Below are 19,637 nucleotides of genomic sequence, written 5' to 3'. Positions count from 1 at the left end.
GAGGCCTATTTTTGGATCCCGCCCGCCGCGTCAACCGGGCAAACGATCGGCCAAAGCCGAATGTCTGACGCCCGGCGCTCCGGATGATTTTTCAACCCAACGGCGGACACGTTCTGCATCGGCAATGCGGCTGAGTTTGCCGGCAGAGTCAAGGAACACCATGATCAGCTTTCGTCCGGCGACTTGGGCTTGCATGACAAGGCATTGCCCCGCTTCGGAGATGTAGCCGGTTTTTTGCAGGCCAATGTCCCACTCAGCACTCTTCACCAATCGGTTGGTGTTGTTGTATTGGAGAGTGCGACGCCCCACTTCGATCTCGCGACCGTGCGAGGTGGAGAGTTCGCGCAGCACGGGCTCTTTGTAGGCGGCACCAACCAAAACGGCCAGATCACTGGCGCTAGATTGGTTGCGGCTGGACAATCCTGTGGGCTCTACATAGCGTGTATCAGACATGCCTAAAGCCTGCGCCCTTGCGTTCATGCGCGACACAAAAGTGTCTAGCCCACCGGGGAAGCTGCGGCCCAACGCATGAGCGGCACGGTTTTCACTGGACATCAAGGCCAGATGCAACATGTCTCCACGACTCAGCACAGTGCCCACAGCCAAGCGAGAGGAGCTGCCCTTTTCAGTGTCGACATCGGCCTGTGTGATGGCAATCATCTCGGACATAGGCAGATGCGCTTCAGAAATAACCAAACCGGTCATCAATTTAGTCAGTGAGGCAATGGGCAGCACAGCGTGGTCATTTTTACGAAAAAGCACTTCGCGCGTGTCTTGATCAATGACCAGTGCCACACTGGATCGCAAGTCCAAGGGATCAGATGCGGCATGAAGACCCGCCATTTGCCCGTACGAAGCACGCATGGGAACAGCTGCTTGCGCAGACGAAAGCACCCGTTTCTTGTTCGTTTTTTTGACGCTGACCTTTGGCTTCTGAACGGGTTTGACAGCCGATGCGACTGGCCGCTTGCTGGCTGTTGCGGTTTTGTTCTGTGCCCAAGCGGCAGTAGGCGAAACGGATACGGCTAACAATACGCCTGCGGTCAAGGCAGCCAGAAGTCCTAGAGCCCATCGGCCAGAAACTTGCAAAGGGCGCAAGGAAGCGAATCGCATTAAAAACATCATGAGTCACACATTTCGTAAATTGTTGCCAAGTGTACTCAAATAAAAAAAGTCACGCAAGAACAATGACTTGCGTGACTTTATTGAAGCCCCATATTACTACTAAATTACCAATTTCAACCTTGTGCAGCAACCCGATCGGCTTTGCTCTGCAATTTATTGAGCGCACTCAGATAGGCCTTGGCTGACGCGACCACGATATCCGGGTCGGACCCCACACCATTGACGACACGGCCGCTGTTTTGCAAGCGCACAGTCACTTCGCCTTGGCTTTCGGTCGAGCCACTGATGGCGTTGACCGAATAAAGCACCATTTCCGCGCCACTTTTGACATGCGACTCAATGGCCTTCAAAGAGGCATCCACCGGGCCGTTGCCATCCGACTCAGCGCGGACCTCCTTGCCTCCGACAGTGAAGACAACCGCAGCATGGGGTCGTTCACCGGTCTCGCTGTGCTGAGCCATCGACACAAAACCGTATTGCTCTTTCTCAACGGTGACGCTTTCATCGCCCACCAGGGCCAAGATGTCTTCGTCAAAAATCTCGCTCTTGCGGTCGGCCAGTTCCTTGAATTTGGCAAATGCGTTGTTGATTTCAGTTTCGCTGTCCAAGGTGACGCCCAAGTCTTGCAAACGCTGCTTGAATGCATTGCGGCCACTGAGTTTGCCGAGCACGATTTTGTTGGTGGTCCAACCCACGTCCTCGGCACGCATGATCTCGTAGGTGTCGCGAGCCTTGAGAACGCCGTCTTGGTGGATACCTGAAGCGTGAGCAAAGGCATTAGCCCCAACCACTGCTTTGTTGGGCTGAACCACAAAGCCGGTAGTTTGGCTGACCATGCGACTGGCCGCCACGATGTGGCTGGTATCGATACCCACGTCCAGACCAAAGTAGTCGCGGCGTGTTTTAACCGCCATGACCACCTCTTCCAGCGAACAGTTACCCGCGCGCTCACCCAAACCATTGATCGTGCACTCGACCTGACGGGCGCCGCCAATCTTGACACCCGCCAATGAGTTGGCCACCGCCATGCCCAGGTCGTTGTGGCAGTGCACAGACCAGATGGCTTTGTCGGAGTTGGGGATGCGCTCACGCAGGGTTTTGATGAACTGGCCATACAACTCAGGCACCGCATAACCCACGGTATCGGGCACGTTGATGGTGGTGGCCCCTTCGGCGATCACGGCCTCCAGCACCCGGCACAGAAAGTCCATGTCACTGCGGTAACCGTCCTCTGGGCTGAACTCAACATCGCCCACCAGATTGCGCGCAAAACGCACAGACTGCTTGGCCTGCTCGAACACCTGGTCAGGGGTCATGCGCAGTTTCTTTTCCATGTGCAAGGGTGATGTCGCAATGAAAGTATGAATACGGCCGCTGTTAGCCCCTTTGAGCGCTTCAGCAGCCCGGGAAATATCACGGTCATTGGCACGGGACAAAGAGCAAATGGTGGAGTCCTTGATCGCATCGGCAATCGACTTGACCGCCTCAAAGTCGCCATTGGAGCTGGCCGCAAAACCGGCTTCGATCACGTCCACGCGCAGACGCTCCAGTTGACGGGCAATGCGCAGCTTTTCATCGCGTGTCATCGATGCGCCCGGCGACTGCTCGCCGTCACGCAAGGTGGTGTCGAAAATAATCAGTTTGTCAGTCATGTTCACTCCTGGTCAAAAACCCGCAAGTCCAAGCAAAAATGCAAAAGGCCCGTTGCGGATGGCATACGGGCCTTTTGGGAAAATGTTTGCGTGCGCTACACATCCCGCCCGTTGGGCAGTAGCAGTAGCGCAAACAAAGAAAAATTCATAGAAATACTTTAGCACAGTTCAAAACCGACTTTGTCTTGTGCGTGACGTCACTGGTGCAGCCCGCGCTCTTCCGGCTCATCGGTGGATGTGCTGATCATGCTGGTGGGTTGGCCTTTGGCTTTGCGCCAGATATAGATCACATAACCGCTCAAACCGTAACCCACAAAGACCGCGAAAAGCACTGTGGGTGGGTCAATATTGACCACGGCAATCCCCAAAGCCACCAGCACCAAAGTTGCAAAAGGCACACTCTTTTTCATGTGCATGTCCTTGAAGCTGTAAAACGGCACATTGGTCACCATGGTCAAGCCTGCAAAAAGGCACACCGCAAACATGCCCCAAGCCACTGTTTTGGCAGAGACCGCGTTTTCAAACATGATCCATACAAAGCCCATCACCAAGGCTGCTGCTGCGGGAGATGGGAGGCCCTGAAAATAACGCTTGTCCACCACAGCGGTGTTGACATTGAAACGGGCCAAACGCAAGGCTGCGCAAGCGCAATAAACGAAAGCAGCGATCCAACCCCAACGACCCAACTCTTTGAGCGTCCAGACATAAGCGATCAATGCGGGCGCAGCGCCAAACGAGACCATGTCGGACAGCGAATCCATCTGCTCACCAAACGCGCTTTGGGTGTTCGTCATGCGGGCCACACGGCCATCCAGACTGTCCAGCACCATGGCGCAAAAGATGCCGACTGTGGCGAGATCAAAACGACCGTTAATCGCCATGACCACGGCGTAAAACCCGGCAAACAAGGCGGCCAAGGTGATCATGTTGGGCAACATGTAAATGCCCTTAGAAGGCTTGCGCGCAGGCATGGGAGCATCCATGTCTTCAGATTTTTCGCTGTCGTTGTTCATCTTCTGTTCCTGTAAAGGGGGGCACTGCTCAAACCTCGATCACACGAGTTTAAGCCAGTGTGAGCGCCCATTGAAAAAGGCCACCGCAGTGGCCTTTTTTGAAATCACCTGAAAAGGCGAGATCAGTTACGGGTCTTGTCAACCAGCTTGTTTTTGGCAATCCAAGGCATCATGGCGCGCAATTGAGCGCCCACCACTTCAATGGAGTGCTCGGATGTCAAGCGACGACGAGCGGTCATGCTTGGGTAGTTGGTCTTGCCTTCCAAGATGAACATCTTGGCGTATTCACCGGTCTGGATGCGCTTCAAGGCATTGCGCATGGCTTCGCGGCTTTGCTCGTTGATGACTTCTGGACCTGTCACGTATTCGCCGTACTCGGCGTTGTTCGAGATCGAGTAGTTCATGTTGCCGATGCCACCTTCGTAGATCAAGTCCACGATCAGCTTCAACTCGTGCAAGCACTCGAAGTAAGCCATTTCAGGGGCGTAACCGGCTTCGACCAAAGTCTCGTAACCCATTTTGATCAGCTCGACCGCACCACCGCACAAAACAGCCTGCTCGCCGAACAAGTCGGTTTCAGTCTCTTCTTTGAAGTTGGTTTCGATGATGCCGGCTTTGCCGCCACCGTTGGCCATGGCGTAGCTCAGGGCCAAAGCACGGGCCTTGCCGCTCTTGTCCTGATGAATCGCCACCAAGTGGGGCACGCCGCCGCCTTGGGTGTAAGTGTTGCGCACGGTGTGGCCAGGGGCCTTGGGCGCGACCATCCACACGTCCAGGTCTTCGCGAGGAACGACCTGGTTGTAATGCACGTTAAAGCCGTGGGCAAACGCCAGCGATGCGCCAGCCTTGATGTTGGGAGCGACGTTGTTGTTGTACACATCAGCGATTTGCTCGTCGGGCAACAAGATCATGACCACGTCGGCGGCTTTGACAGCGTCATTGACTTCCATCACGGTCAGACCGGCCTTGCCGACTTTGTCCCACGATGCGCCGCCTTTGCGCAGACCGACGACCACTTTGACGCCGCTGTCGTTCAGGTTCTGGGCGTGTGCGTGGCCTTGCGAGCCGTAACCAATGATGGCAACAGTCTTGCCCTTGATGACGCTCAGATCACAATCTTTGTCGTAAAAAACTTTCACAGGGTTCTCCTTAGGAATAAACAGGTTCAATGAGTGGGTTTAGACGCGCAGGATGCGCTCGCCGCGCCCGATACCGCACGCACCCGTGCGCACGGTCTCCAAGATGGCGCTGCGGTCGATCGCCTCCAAAAAGGCGTCGTTCTTGGACTGGTCACCGGTGAGCTCAATGGTGTAGCTCTTGTCGGTCACATCAATCACACGGCCACGGAAAATGTCGGCCATGCGTTTCATTTCTTCACGTTCCTTGCCCACGGCACGCACCTTCACCAGCATCAGCTCGCGTTCGGTGTAAGCACCTTCGGTCAGGTCCACCACCTTCACCACTTCGATCAGGCGGTTCAGGTGTTTCGTGATCTGCTCGATCACATCGTCAGAGCCAGCGGTCTGGATGGTCATGCGTGACAGGCTGGGGTCTTCGGTCGGGGCAACGGTCAATGACTCGATGTTGTAGCCCCGTGCCGAAAACAAGCCCACCACACGGGACAAAGCACCCGCTTCGTTTTCAATCAGTACAGCAATGATGTGTTTCATGATTACAGATCCTCCGAGCCCAGCAGCATCTCAGTGATGCCCTTACCTGCCTTCACCATAGGGAACACGTTCTCCGTGGGGTCGGTGCGGATGTCCAGAAACACCGTGCGGTCCTTGAGGCGGCGTGCTTCACGCAGCGCGGGCTCCACATCTTCGGGTTTTTCAACCAAGATGCCGACGTGGCCATAGGCTTCAGCCAGCTTCACAAAATTGGGCAAAGCGTCCATGTAGCTGTGGCTGTAGCGACCCGAGTATTCGATCTCTTGCCACTGTCGCACCATGCCCAAGTAGCGGTTGTTCAGCGCCACGATCTTGATGGGGGTGTTGTATTGCAAGCAGGTCGACAGTTCCTGAATGCACATCTGCACCGAGCCTTCGCCCGTCACGCAGAACACTTCACTGTCGGGCTTGGCCAGCTTGATGCCCATCGCGTAGGGAATGCCAACGCCCATGGTGCCCAAGCCACCGGAGTTGATCCAACGGCGTGGTTCGTTGAACTTGTAGTACTGGGCTGCCCACATCTGGTGCTGGCCCACGTCAGACGTGATGTACGCATCGGCATCCTTGGTCATGTCCCACAAAGTCTCAATGACTTTCTGCGGCTTAATGACCAAGCTGTTGCTGTTGTCGTATTTCATGCAATCTCGGCTGCGCCAGCCTTCGATGGTTTCCCACCACTGGCTCAGGGCCTGCGCGTCAGGCTTGAGGCCCGACTCGCGGATCATGCCCATGAGCTCGGTCAGCACGTCTTTCACGTCGCCCACAATCGGCACGTCAACCTTGACGCGCTTGGAAATGCTGGACGGATCGATGTCGATGTGGATGATTTTGCGGTCCACCGAGGCAAAGTGCTTGGGATTGCCAATCACACGGTCGTCAAAACGGGCACCCACAGCCAGCAGCACATCGCAGTTTTGCATGGCGTTATTGGCTTCAAGCGTACCGTGCATGCCCAGCATGCCAAGGAATCGGCGGTCGTTGGCCGGAAAGGCGCCCAGGCCCATCAAGGTGTTGGTCACTGGGTAATTGAGCATGTCCACCAAAGCGCGTAATTCGCCGCTGGCTTCGCTCATCAACACACCGCCACCGGTGTAAATATAGGGGCGTTTTGCCGCCATCAACAGCTGCAAAGCCTTGCGGATCTGACCGCCATGGCCTTTGCGCACGGGGTTGTAGGAGCGCATTTCAACCGAGTCAGGATAGCCCGTGTAAAGCGCCTTGTTGAAAGAAACATCTTTCGGAATGTCCACCACCACAGGGCCAGGGCGGCCGCTGCGGGCGATGTGGAAAGCCTTTTTCATGACATCGGCCATGTCTTTGGCATCTTTGACCAAGAAGTTGTGCTTCACGATCGGGCGGGTAATGCCCACGGCATCGCACTCTTGAAACGCATCCAGACCGATGGCCGCAGTGGGCACCTGCCCGCTGATGATGACCATCGGGATGCTGTCCATGTAGGCCGTCGCAATACCGGTCACAGCGTTGGTCAAACCGGGGCCCGAAGTGACCAGCGCTACACCCACTTCGCCTGTGGCACGGGCAAAACCGTCGGCCGCATGCACAGCGGCCTGCTCATGGCGCACCAAAACGTGCTGAATGGTGTCTTGCTTGTAGAAAGCGTCGTAAATGTGCAAAACGGCACCACCGGGGTAGCCCCAGATGTACTGCACGTTTTCGGCCTGAAGCGCTTTGACGAGGATTTCTGCACCGCGCAATTCTTGAGCGCCCGCAGATATAGATGCCGATTCGGCTTTGTTCATTTCCATATTCAACCTTTGTGAATTTCTCTAACGAAAAACCTTGGGTGCCCCTGGGCTCGACTCTTGTGGAATGGCTTTGGGACTTAAGACCACAGACATGGGCACCAAACTGTAAAAGTGCCGGACGGTGATCCGTTTGCTTTTTTTCAATTGCAATAGCGCATTATCGCATTTGTAAAAAGGACTTTCAAAACCCATTCGGAACAAGCCGCTGATGCCATAATTCGCACCGTCCGAACTCCAGCCCTGTGGCCAACGAGTTCGCCCCCTCAAATACAGGCAAAAGCACCGCTGATGCGAGCGCTGAAAAAAGTTGGCATCCGACTCTGAACTCTCAGAATTTCTGAAAAACATGGAAAAAAAGGCGTTCAAACGCGCTTATTACCATGTCAGGAACGAAGATGCAGCCCTTGATATCTTGCAAGACAGCATGATCAAGCTGTGCACCAACTATGCAGACAAGCCGGTTGCCGAGCTGCCGCTGCTGTTTCAACGCATCCTGTCCAACACCATGCTGGACTGGTTTCGCAGGCAAAAGACAAGAAACGCACTGTTCACCAATTTGAGTGACTTCAACTCGGGCGACGGGGACGGCGACTTTGATTTATTGGAAGTCACAGCCGACACCTCCGGCGAGGCGACCTCGGAAAGCCCAGAACAATGGGTGGATCGACTTCAGACTTTGGAACACATCGAAACTGCCGTGATGGCTTTGCCCCCACGTCAACGAGAAGCCTTCCTGCTGCGTTACTCTGAGGAGCTGGATGTTGCAGAAACCGCTGCAGTGATGGGCTGCTCAGAAGGCAGCGTCAAAACCCATTGTTCAAGGGCCATTCAAGCCCTGAGTAAAACATTGGGAACACAAGGAATCAGACCATGAAACACCCAAACACACCGACCGAGCAAGATGTCGACCGCTTGGGAAAGTACTTTTCTTCCCAATTGACATTGGCAACACCGGGCTTGCACCATGACATCACCGAACGTCTGCGCGTCGCACGTCATTTGGCCATGGCCCAACGCAAGCCATTGGTGCAATCGCGCTTGGTCAAAAACGCCCAGGTCAACCACGACGGCACACTGACCGGCCTCACAGACGAAGGCTTGAACCTTTGGAGCATCTTGGCGTCGGCTCTGCCCTTGCTGGCCTTGGTGGTCGGCTTGATGGCCATTCAAGGGCTACAACAAGACAACATCACTTCCGAAATAGCCGCGACCGACTCGGCATTGCTCACCGATGAATTGCCACCTGATGCTTACATTGATGCCGGTTTTGCCCAGTTTCTAAAACAGCGTCTCGGGGTCAACGCAGCACATGACTGACATGGCTAACAGCCCACCATTCAGCCCCACTAAGGTGGCCCTGAAAACGGGTTACGTATGGCTTGTCACGGCCTGCTTGGCCAGCGCTTGCGCGCAAACAGCTGCCCAAGAAATTCCACCACTCACACAAACCAATGCCAGTGCGCAGAAAGCGCCGACCCCACCAGTATCGACTGCGTGGCAACAACTCAACCCCAAGCAAAAACAGGCCTTGGCGCCCTTGGGTGCGCAATGGGGTGCCTTGACTGGGCAACAGCAAAACAAATGGCTGGCCATTTCGCAAAATTTTTCACAGCTGTCTGTGCCCGAGCAAATCACCATGCACGCGCGAATGGCTGACTGGGTCGCCTTTAGTCCACAGCAACGCAACTTGGCGCGATTAAACTTCAACGTCATTCAACAGCTTCCAAAAGAAGATAAAAAAGCCCAATGGGAGGCCTATCAAGCCCTTTCAGCTGAAGAAAAGCGCTTGCTTTCCGCGCGGTCGGCGGCGCCAACTAAGAGTGCAGCGCCCACAGCCAAACCGCTAGAAGCCCATCGTGTGGTCATAACAACCGTGCGCCCGACCTCTAAAGACCAGGCACAGCCCACCGCGATTGACCGAAAAACGCTTTTACCCCCAACACCCTCTTTGACGCCACCGGTCCCTGCTGCCCCCAAGCAGCAGGGAACAGCCGACACCGTGCAGCAAGCCACTGGATCAGCCCCTTCATGACGCAAATCGGCACGGCAACTTCGTCCGCACTGGATCTCACCCCGCCCTCTCTCTCCCGCCGCATGGCCTGCTGGCTGTACGAAGGCATGCTCCTCTTTGGGGTGATGGTGTCTTCCGGGCTGGTTTACTTCATCGCCGCTTATTGGCTGACAGGCATCGCACCCGGCGACATGAACATCCACCCCTTGCTGAAATCCGGCCTGCAAGCCATCAGTTTTTTGGTGTTGGGCGTGTATTTCATCTGGATGTGGCACCGTGGACAGACCTTGGCCATGAAAACCTGGCGCATTGAAATGGTGGACGCACAGGGGCAAAAAGTCAGTCACAAAATGGCCTTCAAACGCTATTTGGCCAGCTGGCTCTGGTTCGTCCCCCCCATGGCAGCCTCGGCACCTCTGCATTTATCAGTCATCGAAGTCACCATCTTGACCCTCGGCTGGGTGGCCATCTGGGCTTTGCTGAGCCGATTTCATCCACAGCGCCAGTTCTGGCACGATGCCCTGGCTGGAACACGCCTGATTTCCGCGCGCTAACCCCACTCGAAGTTGCCTCATGCAAGACCCGTCAAAACTTCAAGCCCACGAAGTCAACCCTCAAAAAGCCCGCAAAGGCATGGACCGCATCCTGCATGCGGGTGGTTATTCCATTCAGGGCTTGCTTGCGGGCTGGGGCGAAACCGCGTTTCGCCAAGAAGCCATCTTGTCTGTGGTCTTGGTGCCACTGGCTTTTTGGTTGGGTCAAAACTGGACTGAAACTGCCTTGTTGGCAGGCTCGGTGTTGCTCGTGATGATCGTCGAGCTGCTGAACACGAGCGTTGAATCTGCCATCGACCGCATCGGCCCTGAATGGCACGATTTATCCAAGCGTGCCAAAGACATGGGCAGCGCAGCTGTGCTGCTCAGTTTGCTGTTGTGCGTCGGCATTTGGTCCGCTGCCGTTTGGCATCGATTCGGTTGACCGCCATGAATCAAACGAACCATCACCCCGCCTTTTCGGTCTGTGTTTATTGCGGCTCAAAGCCGGGTAACAAGCCTGAATTTGCCCAAATCGCGGTCCAAGTCGGTCGCTGGATTGGCTCACACGGCGGTCAATTGGTCTACGGCGGCGGGCGCAATGGCCTGATGGGCTTGGTGGCCGAAGCCACCATGGCGGCGGGTGGCACCGTGGTCGGCATCATTCCGACCGCCTTGGTCGAAAAGGAATGGGCGCACCACGGCTGCACCGAGCTGCATGTGGTGGACACCATGCACGAACGCAAGCGCCTGATGGCCGAGAAGGCGGATGCGTTTTTGGCCTTGCCCGGCGGCATTGGCACATTTGAAGAATTGTTCGAAGTCTGGACCTGGCGTCAGCTCGGTTATCACGACAAGCCCGTGGGCATCCTCAACAGCCTTGGCTACTACGACGGGTTGATGACTTTCATTGACCAAGTGGTCCAAGACGGTTTCATGGCCGATTGGCAAACCGAGTTGGTGACATTGGGCACCGAGCCTGAGGCGCTGTTACAAGCCTTGGTGCAAAAAGCGGGGTTTTCGCCCCGCGCCCGCACCGAATTCCTCTGATCGTCTGACCAGGGAACGGTGGGTGACCAAGCCGCCTTGATCAAACCAGAGTCACCCCAAGGCTCAAACTCACAAGGCAAGACCCATTTTGAGGGGCGTGATCCTGCCTCCGACACCGCTCAAATCGCGGTTTCGTCTTGCTCGCCAGTGCGGATGCGGACCACGCGCTCGACCGAAGTGACAAAAATTTTGCCATCACCGATTTTGCCGGTACGGGCCGCTTTGACGATGGCGTCCACACAGGTGTCCACGTCCTCGTCCTTGACCACCACCTCCACTTTGACCTTGGGCAAAAAGTCGACCACATACTCGGCACCACGGTAAAGCTCGGTGTGGCCTTTTTGACGGCCAAAGCCCTTGACTTCGGTCACCGTCAGACCGGCCACGCCACATTCGGCCAAGCCTTCACGTACTTCTTCGAGTTTGAAAGGCTTGATGACAGCGGTGATTTGTTTCATGGGGAAATGTCCTCGGATAAAAGTTTCAGCCTCAATTCAGGCGCGGAATTTGTTGGTCATAGGATAACGCCAATCCTTGCCGAAACTGCGGTGCGTCACACGAATGCCCACCGGAGATTGACGGCGTTTGTATTCATTGAGCTTGATCAGGCGGGTGACCTTTTCCACATCAGCGCGCTCAAACCCATCGGCAATCAGTGCTTCAACGCCTTCGTCGTTTTCCATGTAACGCTGGATGATGGCGTCGAGCACCTCATAGGCGGGCAGGCTGTCTTGGTCTTTTTGGTCTGGGCGCAACTCGGCGCTCGGGGGGCGGGTGATGATGCGCTCAGGAATCGGCTGGCTGCCCGTGCCGTAGGGGTCGTGCTGGTTGCGCCAGCGGGCCAAGTCAAACACCCGCGTTTTGACCACGTCTTTGATCACCGCAAAGCCGCCGGCCATATCGCCGTACAAGGTGCAATAACCGGTGGCCATCTCGCTCTTGTTGCCCGTCGTCAGCACAATGGCGCCCGTCTTGTTGGACAGCGCCATCAGCAGCGTGCCGCGAATACGGGCTTGGATATTTTCTTCGGTGGTGTCTTCTTTCAACCCTTCAAACTGGGCCGTCAGCGCTTGCTTGAAGCCGTCAAACAAGGGCGCAATCGAGATTTCGTCATAACGCACTCCCAGTCGCTTGACCATGTCACGCGAATCGATCCAGCTGATGTCTGCGGTGTAGGGCGAAGGCATCATCACCGCATGGATTTTGTCGGCCCCGATGGCATCGACCGCAATGGCTAAAACGAGCGCCGAATCGATGCCACCGGACAGACCCAAAATCGCGCCTTTGAAGCCGTTCTTGCCCAGATAATCGCGCACCCCCAACACCAGCGCATCCCACAGTTCGGCATCGGGTGTGGCCAAAGGAACCAAGGCATTGGCCGAGGCGCTCACATCAACGCCTTGGGATCTACCCGCCGAAGGAACCACTTGGACCGCCATGTCGGCTTCGCGAAAGCCCTCGGCCCGCGCCACCACCTGGCCTTGGGCATTCAAAGCAAACGAGCGGCCTTCAAAAATCACCTCGTCTTGCCCCCCCACCAAATGCGCATAAATCAAGGGCAAACCGCAATCGGCCACCCGCTCGCGCATGCGTTGCTCGCGCTCAGCGCCTTTGCCCGCATGAAAAGGCGAAGCGTTGAGGACCGCCAGCACCTGGGCGCCCGCATCACGGGCCAACCGGGCAGGCTCGTCAAACCAAGCATCCTCACAAATGAGCAAGCCAACCTGAACGCCCTCGACCTCGAACACCCCCACACCTTGGCCCGGTGTGAAATAACGGCGTTCATCGAAGACCTGGTAGTTGGGCAGTTCACGTTTGTCGTAGTGCGCGACCACCTGGCCCTCGCACAACACCGATGCACGGTTGTGGCGGCGCGTCACCGCCACGCTGCGGGTGCGCAGGCCGCCACCTTCGGGGTGACCCACCACCACATGCAAGCCTTTTAACCCGGCCAAGGCGTGGGCCACTGTTTTCAAGGCATCATCGCAGGCGTCAATGAAGGCTGGGCGTAACAACAAGTCCTCGGCGGCATAACCGCAAATCGACAGTTCGGGCGTGATCAGCAAGCGTGCACCATCGGCATAGGCGCGAATGGCGGCATCGATGATTTTGCGGGCATTGCCCGTCATGTCACCGACGACAAAGTTGAGCTGGGCCACACGAATTTGGAGAGTCATACAGGTGCTGAAAAATGTGAGCTTGAATTATGTCACCCGGGTGCAGGATGACTTGGGCGACATCGAGCCCTCTGCTTGGGACCATTTGCTGGCGAGGCAAGACGCGCCAAGCCCCTTCATGCGGCACGCCTATTTGTCGGCCATGCAGACCAGCCAAGCGGCCACGCCCGAAACCGGATGGACCTTGCAAGTGATCAGCTTGTGGCGCGACACGCCGCAAGGTCCGGTGTTGGCGGCCGCTTGCCCGCTGTACCTCAAGGCCCATTCGCGCGGCGAATACGTGTTTGACCACGCTTGGGCCGACGCCTATGAGCGCCATGGTCTGCCCTACTACCCCAAAGCACTGGTCGCTCCGCCCTTCACGCCCGTGCCTGGCAGTCGTTTGCTGGCCGAATCAGACGCCGCCCGCCAAGCCCTGCTGGCCAGCTTGCTGGCGCTTTGCCAAGCCAACGACATCCCGTCGTTGCACATTTTGTTTGCCAGCCCCCAAGACCTGCAAGCCTGCGAACAAGCGGGTTTGTTGCAGCGCGGTCAAGTCCAGTTCCATTGGCAAAACCAGGGCTGGCGAGATTTCGATGATTTTTTGAGCAGCCTGACGCAAGAAAAACGCAAAAAGATCCGGCAAGAACGCCGCAAAGTGCGAGAAGCGGGCATCACATTTCGCACCGTGCGTGGCCCCGACATGAGCGAAGCCGACTGGGCTTTGCTGCTCCGCTGCTACCAGCAAACCTATTGGGAACACGGCAACGCGCCTTACCTGACGCCCGCATTTTTTGAGGCCATGCGCACCGACATGCCGCAGCATTGGCTGATGTGTGTGGCCGAGCGGGCCGGTCTGCCCATGGGCGTCAGCTTGATCGGTCTGCACCTGGATGCGCAGGGCCAAGTGGAAGTGGCTTACGGCCGCTATTGGGGCGCACTGGAGCGGGTGGACTGTCTGCACTTTGAGGCCTGTTACTACCAGCCGATCGAATGGTGCATCGCGCAGGGCGTGCAGCGCTTTGAAGGCGGGGCTCAAGGCGAGCACAAAATGGCACGCGCCTTGCTGCCCACCCCCACGCACAGCGCCCATTGGCTGGCCAACCCGGCGTTCTCAGAGGCGGTGGCGCGGTTTTTGGAGCGCGAGAAAGCGGGCGTGGACAACTACTTGGACGCATTGCACCAGCATTCGCCGCTGAAAAAAACCCCATGAAAAACGCCTGCGCGGTGCAAACCGGGCAGGCGTTATGGGCAGCAAGGGCTTGCAAGGCCAGCCCTTGAGGCCGGCGATCAAGCCTTGTTGTAGTTGGCGATGCCGTCCAGCAATTCTTTGGCTGCGGACTCCACGCCTTCCCAGCCCTTGACCTTGACCCACTTGCCTTTTTCGAGGTCTTTGTAGTGCTCAAAGAAATGGGCGATTTGCTTGAGCTGCAACTCGTGCACATCGGCCAAGGACTTGATGTTGGCGTAAATAGGCAAGATTTTTTCGGTCGGCACCGCCAAAACTTTGCCGTCCATGCCGCCTTCGTCTTCCATCAACAAGATGCCAATGGCGCGGCAAGGCACCACCACACCCGGTGGCAAGGGGAAGGGGGTCATCACCAAGACATCGACCGGGTCGCCATCACCGGCAATGGTCTGCGGCACATAACCATAGTTGGTCGGGTAGTGCATGGCGGTGCCCATGAAACGGTCCACAAACAAAGCGCCGGACTCTTTGTCCACTTCGTACTTGATCGGATCGGCGTTCATCGGGATTTCGATGATCACGTTAAAGGCTTCGGGCACTTTGCTGCCGGGGGTGACTTTGTTCAGGGACATGGGTGTCTCATTGGAAAAGTTAAGGGGAATCGTAATCCTAGGGATTAACCCCGATTTTACTTTCACAGGGCTTGCGGGTCAGCGCCTGTCTCGTGCGTGATTTCCAAGACTTGCAGCCAGCGGACAATCGTCCCATGCAATTCAATTTCATCGCCAACCAATCTACCCCCGCCCTAACAGGCCAAACCATCGACGTGCTCGACCCGTCTGACGGGCAGGTGTTCGAGCACATCCCACGCAGCCAAGCGGCTGACATGGACCAAGCCGTGCAAGCAGCCCGCGCCGCTTTCAACGGCCCTTGGGGGAAATTGAGCGCCATGGAACGTGGCCGTTTGCTGATGAAGTTGTCGCAAAAAGTGAGCGAGCAAGCGAGCGAGCTGGCCGCCTTGGAACAACGCGACTGCGGCAAACCAACCAAGCAGGCCGCCGCCGATGCGGTGGCCCTGGCCCGATATTTTGAGTTTTATGCTGGCTCGTGCGACAAGCTGCATGGCGAGACCTTGCCTTACCAAAACGGCTACAGCGTGTTGACCTGGCGCGAGCCGCATGGGGTCACGGGCCATGTGATCCCGTGGAACTACCCGATGCAGATTTTTGGCCGCAGTGTGGGCGGGGCTTTGGCTGCGGGCAATGCCTGCGTGGTCAAACCCGCCGAAGACGCCTGCCTGAGCCTGATCCGGGTGGCGCAACTGGCCGCCGAGGTGGGTTTTCCGCCCGGGGCCATCAACATCGTCACCGGCTATGGCCACGAAGTGGGCGATGCGCTGGCACGCCATCCGGGCATTGACCACATCAGCTTCACCGGCAGCCCCCGCGTGGGCACGCTGATTCAGCAGGTGGCAGCAGAGCGCCATTGCCCGGTCACGCTGGAGCTGGGTGGCAAAAGCCCGCAAATCATCTTTGAAGACGCCGACCTGGATGCGGCCATCCCCGTGGTGGTCAACGCCATCGTGCAAAACGCAGGTCAAACGTGCAGCGCGGGCTCGCGCGTGCTGATTCAGCAAGGCATTTATGAAGCCCTGCTGCAACGCCTGGGCGAGGCCTTTGGACGCTTGCAAGTGGGCTCGGCCGCCATGAACCTGGATCTGGGGCCATTGATTCGCGCCAGCCAACTCGAACGCGTTACCGGCTTTTTGGCGCAAGCCAAAGCCGATGGCATTGCCACCGCGGCGCAGGGGCAAATTGCCCCAGGTGTGCCCGCTGGCGGTTTTTACCAAGCCCCCACTTTGCTGCGCGATGTGCCGGTGATGCACCGCCTGGCACAAGAAGAAGTGTTCGGCCCCGTGCTGTCGGCCATGGCCTTCACCGACGAAGACCACGCCATCGAACTGGCCAACGCCACACAGTTTGGGCTGGTGGCAGGTGTCTGGACACGCGAGGGCGCGCGCCAATTTCGCATGGCCAAGCGGTTGCGCAGCGGCCAAGTGTTCATCAACAACTACGGTGCTGGTGGTGGGGTTGAGCTGCCGTTTGGCGGCGTCAAATCATCGGGCTACGGCCGCGAAAAAGGCTTGGAGGCACTGCTGGGCTTTACCACCCTCAAAACCGTGGCGATTGCCCACGGTTAAAAACCCAGAAGACATGAATGCCCGATCAAGTCGGGCCTGAGAAAAACCGGGGCGCGGCTGACGCGACCCCAGGCTTGACCCCTGCACTCGCAGGGGGTGGGCAGTCGGGCACAATCAGCGGCTATGTCTGAACGCGTCATTCCGCTGGTTGACCAGCGCCACCCCAGTTTGCCTTTGCCCGTCTTGGTCGCGGGGCAAGATCTGAGCAGCCTGCCGCTCGACGGCCTGCGCCGCCCCTTGACCGATTTGCGCATCAGCGTGACCGACCGCTGCAACTTCAGGTGCAGCTACTGCATGCCCAAAGAAGTCTTTGACAAGGATTACGCCTATCTGCCGCACAGCCACCTTTTGAGCTTTGAGGAAATCACCCGCATCGCCACCGTGTTTGTGGGCCGAGGGGTGCGCAAAATCCGCCTGACGGGCGGTGAGCCGCTGCTGCGCAAAAACATCGAAATTCTGATCGCGCAATTGGCCGCACTGCGCACGCCCGACGGCAACCCGCTGGATTTGACGCTGACCACCAACGGCTCGCTTTTGGCACGCAAGGCCCAAAGCCTGAAAGACGCCGGACTGCAGCGCGTGACGGTCAGTTTGGACGGGCTGGATGACGCGGTTTTCCGCCAAATGAACGATGTGGACTTTCCGGTTGCCGACGTGCTGGCCGGCATCGACGCGGCCCAAGCTGCGGGTCTGGGGCCGATCAAGGTCAACATGGTTGTGAAACGGGGCACCAACGAGCACGAAATTTTGCCCATGGCGCGTCACTTCAGGGGCGCGGGCATTGTGCTGCGCTTCATCGAATACATGGACGTGGGCGCGACGAATGGCTGGTGCATGGACGAAGTGCTGCCCAGCGCCGAGGTGATCCGACTGCTGCAAACCGAGCTGCCCTTGGTGCCACTGGACCCCGCAGCCCCGGGCGAGACCGCCGAGCGCTGGGGTTATGCCAACGCGCAAGGCCAATACGACCCGGCTCTGGGCGAGGTTGGCGTCATCAGCAGCGTGACGCAAGCGTTTTGTGGCGACTGCAACCGCGCCCGTTTGTCAACCGAAGGCCGCTTGTATTTGTGCCTGTTTGCCAGCCAGGGCTACGACCTGCGCCACTTGCTGCGCGACCCAGCGCAGAGCGACACGGCGCTGGCCGCCACGGTGGACGCCATCTGGCGCGGGCGCACCGACCAATATTCGGTGCTGCGCAGCCTGCGCGGGCCGGACACCGCCAGCGGTCCCGGCCGCCGGGTGGAAATGAGCTACATCGGAGGCTAAGCGCCATGAATGACAACAACCCAGGCATCACCGGCCTGATTCTCGCGGGCGGGCGCGGCTCGCGCATGGGCGGCACTGACAAAGGCCTGCAAAACTTCCACGGCCTGCCGCTGGCCTTGCAAACCCTGATGCGGCTGCAACTGCAAAGCCTGCCGCTGCAAGAAGTGCTCATCAATGCCAACCGCAACCTCGCCGCCTACGAATCGCTGGGCGTGCCAGTCTGGCCCGACAGCATCGATGGTTTTGCCGGTCCGCTGGCGGGCTTTCAAACGGGTTTGGAACGCTGCGAAACACCGCTCTTGCTGACTGTGCCCTGCGACACGCCCTTGTTTCCACTGGATCTGGTCGAGCGCCTTTACACGGCCATGAACGCACAAGACGCCGACATCGCCATGGCCGCCGCGACCGAGGCCGATGGCACGGTGCGCCCACAGCCGGTATTTTGTCTGCTCAAAACAGAACTGCTTGAAAGTCTGGTCAAGTTCACCCAAGGCGGTGGCCGCAAGATCGATGCCTGGACTGGCCAGCACCGCTGCGCCATCGTGCCCTTTGATTTGCCAAACGACAGCACCCAGGCCTTTGCCAACGCCAACACGCTGGCCGAACTGCAGCAACTCGAATCTCTTTGACCACCCCGCCTCTTTTGCAGTGCCCGCGCAGACCATGACCACGCCACCGACCCCGAACTTGTTCAACGCCATGTCACCCGCCTTGTCGCTGAGTGAGATCGCCGAGCGCCTGCAAGGCTACGACCCGCAAGCCCTGTCGGCCCGCCATGTGAACGATTTTTTGGCCCAACTGGTGCAACCCGTGCGCGAGCAAGACCGCGTGCCCCTGATGCAGGCGCATGGCCGCATCCTGGCGCAGGATGTGGTCTCGCCCATCAGCGTGCCGCCTCACGACAACTCGGCCATGGACGGGTACGCCTTCCGGGGCGCGGAACTGCTGACGAACCAGCCCACCCCACTGAAAGTGGTGGGCACGGCCTTCGCGGGTGCGGCCTGGCAAGGCACGGTGCAAGCGGGTGAATGCGTGCGCATCATGACCGGCGCCATCATGCCTGCAGGCCTGGACACGGTGGCGCCGCAAGAACTGGTAAAAATCGCGGACCCCAAAGGCGACAAGGGCGACACCGTGCACATTCCGCCCGGCCTGCTGCAAACGGGCGACAACCGCCGCTTGGCAGGCGAAGACCTGATGGCGGGCCTGCCCGCCCTGCGCGCAGGCACCCGATTGACTCCGGCTGCCTGCGGCCTGCTGGCCAGTCTGGGCTTGCCCACGGTATCGGTCTGGCGCAGGCCCAAGGTGGCTTACTTTTCTACGGGTGACGAAATTTTGAGCCTGGGCGAAGCGCCACGAGAAGGTGCTGTGTACGACAGCAACCGCTACACCGTGGCCGGCATGGTGCAGGCGCTGGGCTGCGAGCTGATCGACATGGGCGTGGTGCGCGACGAACCGGCGGCCCTAGAGCAAGCCTTTCGCGACGCTGCCGACCAAGCCGACGCCATCATCACCAGCGGCGGCGTGAGCGTGGGTGAGGCCGATCACACCAAAGCCATGATGAAAAAGCTCGGCGATGTGGCCTTTTGGCGCATCGCTATGCGACCGGGCCGCCCCATGGCCGTAGGCCGCATCCAACGCGGTGAACGCGCCGCTGCTCTGTTTGGATTGCCTGGTAACCCAGTCGCGGTGATGGTGACCTTTGCCGCCTTTGTGCGCCCTGCCCTGCAACAACTCATGGGCTGGCAAACCCAGCCGTTGCCTTTGCTCAAGGCCAAAAGCACAGAGGCCTTGCGCAAAAAACCAGGCCGCACCGAGTACCAGCGCGGCATCGTCAGCACCAACGCGGCGGGCGAGCTTCAAGTCAGCATCACCGGCAACCAGGGCTCGGGCGTGCTCAGCTCAATGGTGCAGGCCAATGGTCTGATCGTGCTGGGCCACACGCAAGGCCATGTGGCTGTGGGCGACGAAGTGGAGGTGATGATGTTTGATGGGCACCTTTAAGG

At 58.1% G+C, this 19,637-nt stretch carries 20 protein-coding genes; 11 read left to right on the top strand and 9 right to left on the bottom strand.

Annotation, left to right across the window (positions count from 1 at the left end; translation table 11 throughout):
- Positions 1–30: 30 nt before the first annotated feature.
- The 6 genes from BN3544_RS10660 to BN3544_RS10635 all read right to left on the bottom strand — a co-directional run bounded on the left by BN3544_RS10660 (position 31) and on the right by BN3544_RS10635 (position 7,226).
- Positions 31–1,089, bottom strand: a complete 1,059-nt coding sequence (locus tag BN3544_RS10660; protein WP_369814606.1) for a serine hydrolase — start codon at positions 1,087–1,089, stop codon at positions 31–33.
- A gap of 149 nt (positions 1,090–1,238) precedes the next feature.
- Positions 1,239–2,777, bottom strand: coding sequence for a 2-isopropylmalate synthase (locus tag BN3544_RS10655; protein WP_019429375.1), 1,539 nt, complete (start codon positions 2,775–2,777; stop codon positions 1,239–1,241).
- A 197-nt stretch (positions 2,778–2,974) separates the two neighbouring features.
- The gene (gene pssA, locus BN3544_RS10650; RefSeq protein WP_019429374.1) at positions 2,975–3,790 is read right to left on the bottom strand and encodes a CDP-diacylglycerol--serine O-phosphatidyltransferase; all 816 of its coding nucleotides are present in this window, start codon (positions 3,788–3,790) and stop codon (positions 2,975–2,977) included.
- A gap of 122 nt (positions 3,791–3,912) precedes the next feature.
- Positions 3,913–4,929 (bottom strand): ketol-acid reductoisomerase, encoded by a 1,017-nt coding sequence (gene ilvC, locus BN3544_RS10645; protein ID WP_019429373.1) that lies wholly within the window; start codon positions 4,927–4,929, stop codon positions 3,913–3,915.
- 39 nt (positions 4,930–4,968) lie between these two features.
- Entirely contained in the window at positions 4,969–5,460 is a 492-nt protein-coding gene (ilvN, locus tag BN3544_RS10640) for an acetolactate synthase small subunit (RefSeq protein WP_019429372.1), read from the bottom strand.
- Positions 5,461–5,462: 2 nt separating this feature from the next.
- The gene (locus tag BN3544_RS10635; RefSeq protein ID WP_019429371.1) at positions 5,463–7,226 is read right to left on the bottom strand and encodes an acetolactate synthase 3 catalytic subunit; all 1,764 of its coding nucleotides are present in this window, start codon (positions 7,224–7,226) and stop codon (positions 5,463–5,465) included.
- A 307-nt stretch (positions 7,227–7,533) separates the two neighbouring features.
- Between BN3544_RS10635 and BN3544_RS10630 the strand changes: the two genes are divergently transcribed.
- The 6 genes from BN3544_RS10630 to BN3544_RS10605 are packed head-to-tail and all read left to right on the top strand — an operon-like array spanning position 7,534 to position 10,820.
- Positions 7,534–8,100 (top strand): RNA polymerase sigma factor, encoded by a 567-nt coding sequence (locus tag BN3544_RS10630; RefSeq protein WP_026036541.1) that lies wholly within the window; start codon positions 7,534–7,536, stop codon positions 8,098–8,100.
- Entirely contained in the window at positions 8,097–8,543 is a 447-nt protein-coding gene (locus BN3544_RS10625; RefSeq protein ID WP_019429368.1) for a DUF3619 family protein, read from the top strand. The genes BN3544_RS10630 and BN3544_RS10625 overlap by 4 nt, the downstream gene beginning before the upstream one ends.
- On the top strand, positions 8,536–9,258 hold the full coding sequence (locus tag BN3544_RS10620) for a DUF3106 domain-containing protein (RefSeq protein ID WP_019429367.1): 723 nt from the start codon (positions 8,536–8,538) through the stop codon (positions 9,256–9,258). The genes BN3544_RS10625 and BN3544_RS10620 overlap by 8 nt, the downstream gene beginning before the upstream one ends.
- Positions 9,255–9,791, top strand: coding sequence for an RDD family protein (locus BN3544_RS10615; protein WP_081499355.1), 537 nt, complete (start codon positions 9,255–9,257; stop codon positions 9,789–9,791). The genes BN3544_RS10620 and BN3544_RS10615 overlap by 4 nt, the downstream gene beginning before the upstream one ends.
- Before the next feature lie 19 nt (positions 9,792–9,810).
- A complete protein-coding gene (locus BN3544_RS10610; protein WP_019429365.1) occupies positions 9,811–10,215 on the top strand; it encodes a diacylglycerol kinase in 405 nt (134 codons plus the stop codon).
- Between the two features lie 5 nt (positions 10,216–10,220).
- Positions 10,221–10,820, top strand: a complete 600-nt coding sequence (locus tag BN3544_RS10605) for an LOG family protein (RefSeq protein WP_019429364.1) — start codon at positions 10,221–10,223, stop codon at positions 10,818–10,820.
- Between the two features lie 119 nt (positions 10,821–10,939).
- On the opposite strand, the gene BN3544_RS10600 is transcribed toward BN3544_RS10605, so the two are convergent.
- Positions 10,940–11,278 (bottom strand): P-II family nitrogen regulator, encoded by a 339-nt coding sequence (locus BN3544_RS10600; RefSeq protein WP_019429363.1) that lies wholly within the window; start codon positions 11,276–11,278, stop codon positions 10,940–10,942.
- A gap of 36 nt (positions 11,279–11,314) precedes the next feature.
- Positions 11,315–12,997 (bottom strand): NAD+ synthase, encoded by a 1,683-nt coding sequence (locus tag BN3544_RS10595; protein ID WP_019429362.1) that lies wholly within the window; start codon positions 12,995–12,997, stop codon positions 11,315–11,317.
- Between the two features lie 4 nt (positions 12,998–13,001).
- Here BN3544_RS10595 and BN3544_RS10590 point away from each other — a divergent pair, with 4 nt between their 5' ends.
- Positions 13,002–14,189, top strand: coding sequence for a GNAT family N-acetyltransferase (locus BN3544_RS10590; protein WP_019429361.1), 1,188 nt, complete (start codon positions 13,002–13,004; stop codon positions 14,187–14,189).
- 77 nt (positions 14,190–14,266) lie between these two features.
- Here the strand turns inward: BN3544_RS10590 and ppa are convergent, their stop codons facing one another.
- The gene (gene ppa / locus BN3544_RS10585; protein ID WP_019429360.1) at positions 14,267–14,797 is read right to left on the bottom strand and encodes an inorganic diphosphatase; all 531 of its coding nucleotides are present in this window, start codon (positions 14,795–14,797) and stop codon (positions 14,267–14,269) included.
- A gap of 134 nt (positions 14,798–14,931) precedes the next feature.
- Here ppa and BN3544_RS10580 point away from each other — a divergent pair, with 134 nt between their 5' ends.
- The 4 genes from BN3544_RS10580 (at position 14,932) to glp (ending at position 19,635) form a co-directional block, all read left to right on the top strand.
- Positions 14,932–16,365, top strand: a complete 1,434-nt coding sequence (locus BN3544_RS10580) for an aldehyde dehydrogenase family protein (RefSeq protein WP_026036540.1) — start codon at positions 14,932–14,934, stop codon at positions 16,363–16,365.
- Positions 16,366–16,488: 123 nt separating this feature from the next.
- Positions 16,489–17,631, top strand: coding sequence for a GTP 3',8-cyclase MoaA (moaA, locus tag BN3544_RS10575; RefSeq protein ID WP_019429358.1), 1,143 nt, complete (start codon positions 16,489–16,491; stop codon positions 17,629–17,631).
- A gap of 5 nt (positions 17,632–17,636) precedes the next feature.
- Complete coding sequence (gene mobA / locus BN3544_RS10570; RefSeq protein WP_019429357.1) at positions 17,637–18,260, top strand: molybdenum cofactor guanylyltransferase MobA; 624 nt, start codon at positions 17,637–17,639, stop codon at positions 18,258–18,260.
- A gap of 34 nt (positions 18,261–18,294) precedes the next feature.
- The gene (gene glp / locus BN3544_RS10565) at positions 18,295–19,635 is read left to right on the top strand and encodes a molybdopterin molybdotransferase MoeA (protein WP_019429356.1); all 1,341 of its coding nucleotides are present in this window, start codon (positions 18,295–18,297) and stop codon (positions 19,633–19,635) included.
- Positions 19,636–19,637 lie beyond the last annotated feature (2 nt).

It is taken from the genome of Limnohabitans sp. Rim47, assembly GCF_001517545.1.
Lineage (GTDB): Bacteria > Pseudomonadota > Gammaproteobacteria > Burkholderiales > Burkholderiaceae_C > Limnohabitans_A.
Note: the sequence above shows the minus strand (reverse complement) of the source record. Positions and strands in the feature narration are given on the sequence as shown.

What these genes read in the sequence shown, in the direction of transcription:
- BN3544_RS10580 (WP_026036540.1), top strand. Translation starts at nt 14,932, where the DNA reads ATGCAATTCAATTTCATCGCCAACCAATCTACCCCCGCCCTAACAGGC.
- BN3544_RS10625 (WP_019429368.1), top strand. Translation starts at nt 8,097, where the DNA reads ATGAAACACCCAAACACACCGACCGAGCAAGATGTCGACCGCTTGGGA.
- BN3544_RS10605 (WP_019429364.1), top strand. Translation starts at nt 10,221, where the DNA reads ATGAATCAAACGAACCATCACCCCGCCTTTTCGGTCTGTGTTTATTGC.
- moaA (WP_019429358.1), top strand. Translation starts at nt 16,489, where the DNA reads ATGTCTGAACGCGTCATTCCGCTGGTTGACCAGCGCCACCCCAGTTTG.
- BN3544_RS10615 (WP_081499355.1), top strand. Translation starts at nt 9,255, where the DNA reads ATGACGCAAATCGGCACGGCAACTTCGTCCGCACTGGATCTCACCCCG.
- pssA (WP_019429374.1), bottom strand. Translation starts at nt 3,790, where the DNA reads ATGAACAACGACAGCGAAAAATCTGAAGACATGGATGCTCCCATGCCT.
- BN3544_RS10620 (WP_019429367.1), top strand. Translation starts at nt 8,536, where the DNA reads ATGACTGACATGGCTAACAGCCCACCATTCAGCCCCACTAAGGTGGCC.
- BN3544_RS10655 (WP_019429375.1), bottom strand. Translation starts at nt 2,777, where the DNA reads ATGACTGACAAACTGATTATTTTCGACACCACCTTGCGTGACGGCGAG.
- mobA (WP_019429357.1), top strand. Translation starts at nt 17,637, where the DNA reads ATGAATGACAACAACCCAGGCATCACCGGCCTGATTCTCGCGGGCGGG.
- BN3544_RS10635 (WP_019429371.1), bottom strand. Translation starts at nt 7,226, where the DNA reads ATGGAAATGAACAAAGCCGAATCGGCATCTATATCTGCGGGCGCTCAA.
- BN3544_RS10595 (WP_019429362.1), bottom strand. Translation starts at nt 12,997, where the DNA reads ATGACTCTCCAAATTCGTGTGGCCCAGCTCAACTTTGTCGTCGGTGAC.
- ppa (WP_019429360.1), bottom strand. Translation starts at nt 14,797, where the DNA reads ATGTCCCTGAACAAAGTCACCCCCGGCAGCAAAGTGCCCGAAGCCTTT.
- glp (WP_019429356.1), top strand. Translation starts at nt 18,295, where the DNA reads ATGACCACGCCACCGACCCCGAACTTGTTCAACGCCATGTCACCCGCC.
- BN3544_RS10600 (WP_019429363.1), bottom strand. Translation starts at nt 11,278, where the DNA reads ATGAAACAAATCACCGCTGTCATCAAGCCTTTCAAACTCGAAGAAGTA.
- BN3544_RS10610 (WP_019429365.1), top strand. Translation starts at nt 9,811, where the DNA reads ATGCAAGACCCGTCAAAACTTCAAGCCCACGAAGTCAACCCTCAAAAA.
- ilvN (WP_019429372.1), bottom strand. Translation starts at nt 5,460, where the DNA reads ATGAAACACATCATTGCTGTACTGATTGAAAACGAAGCGGGTGCTTTG.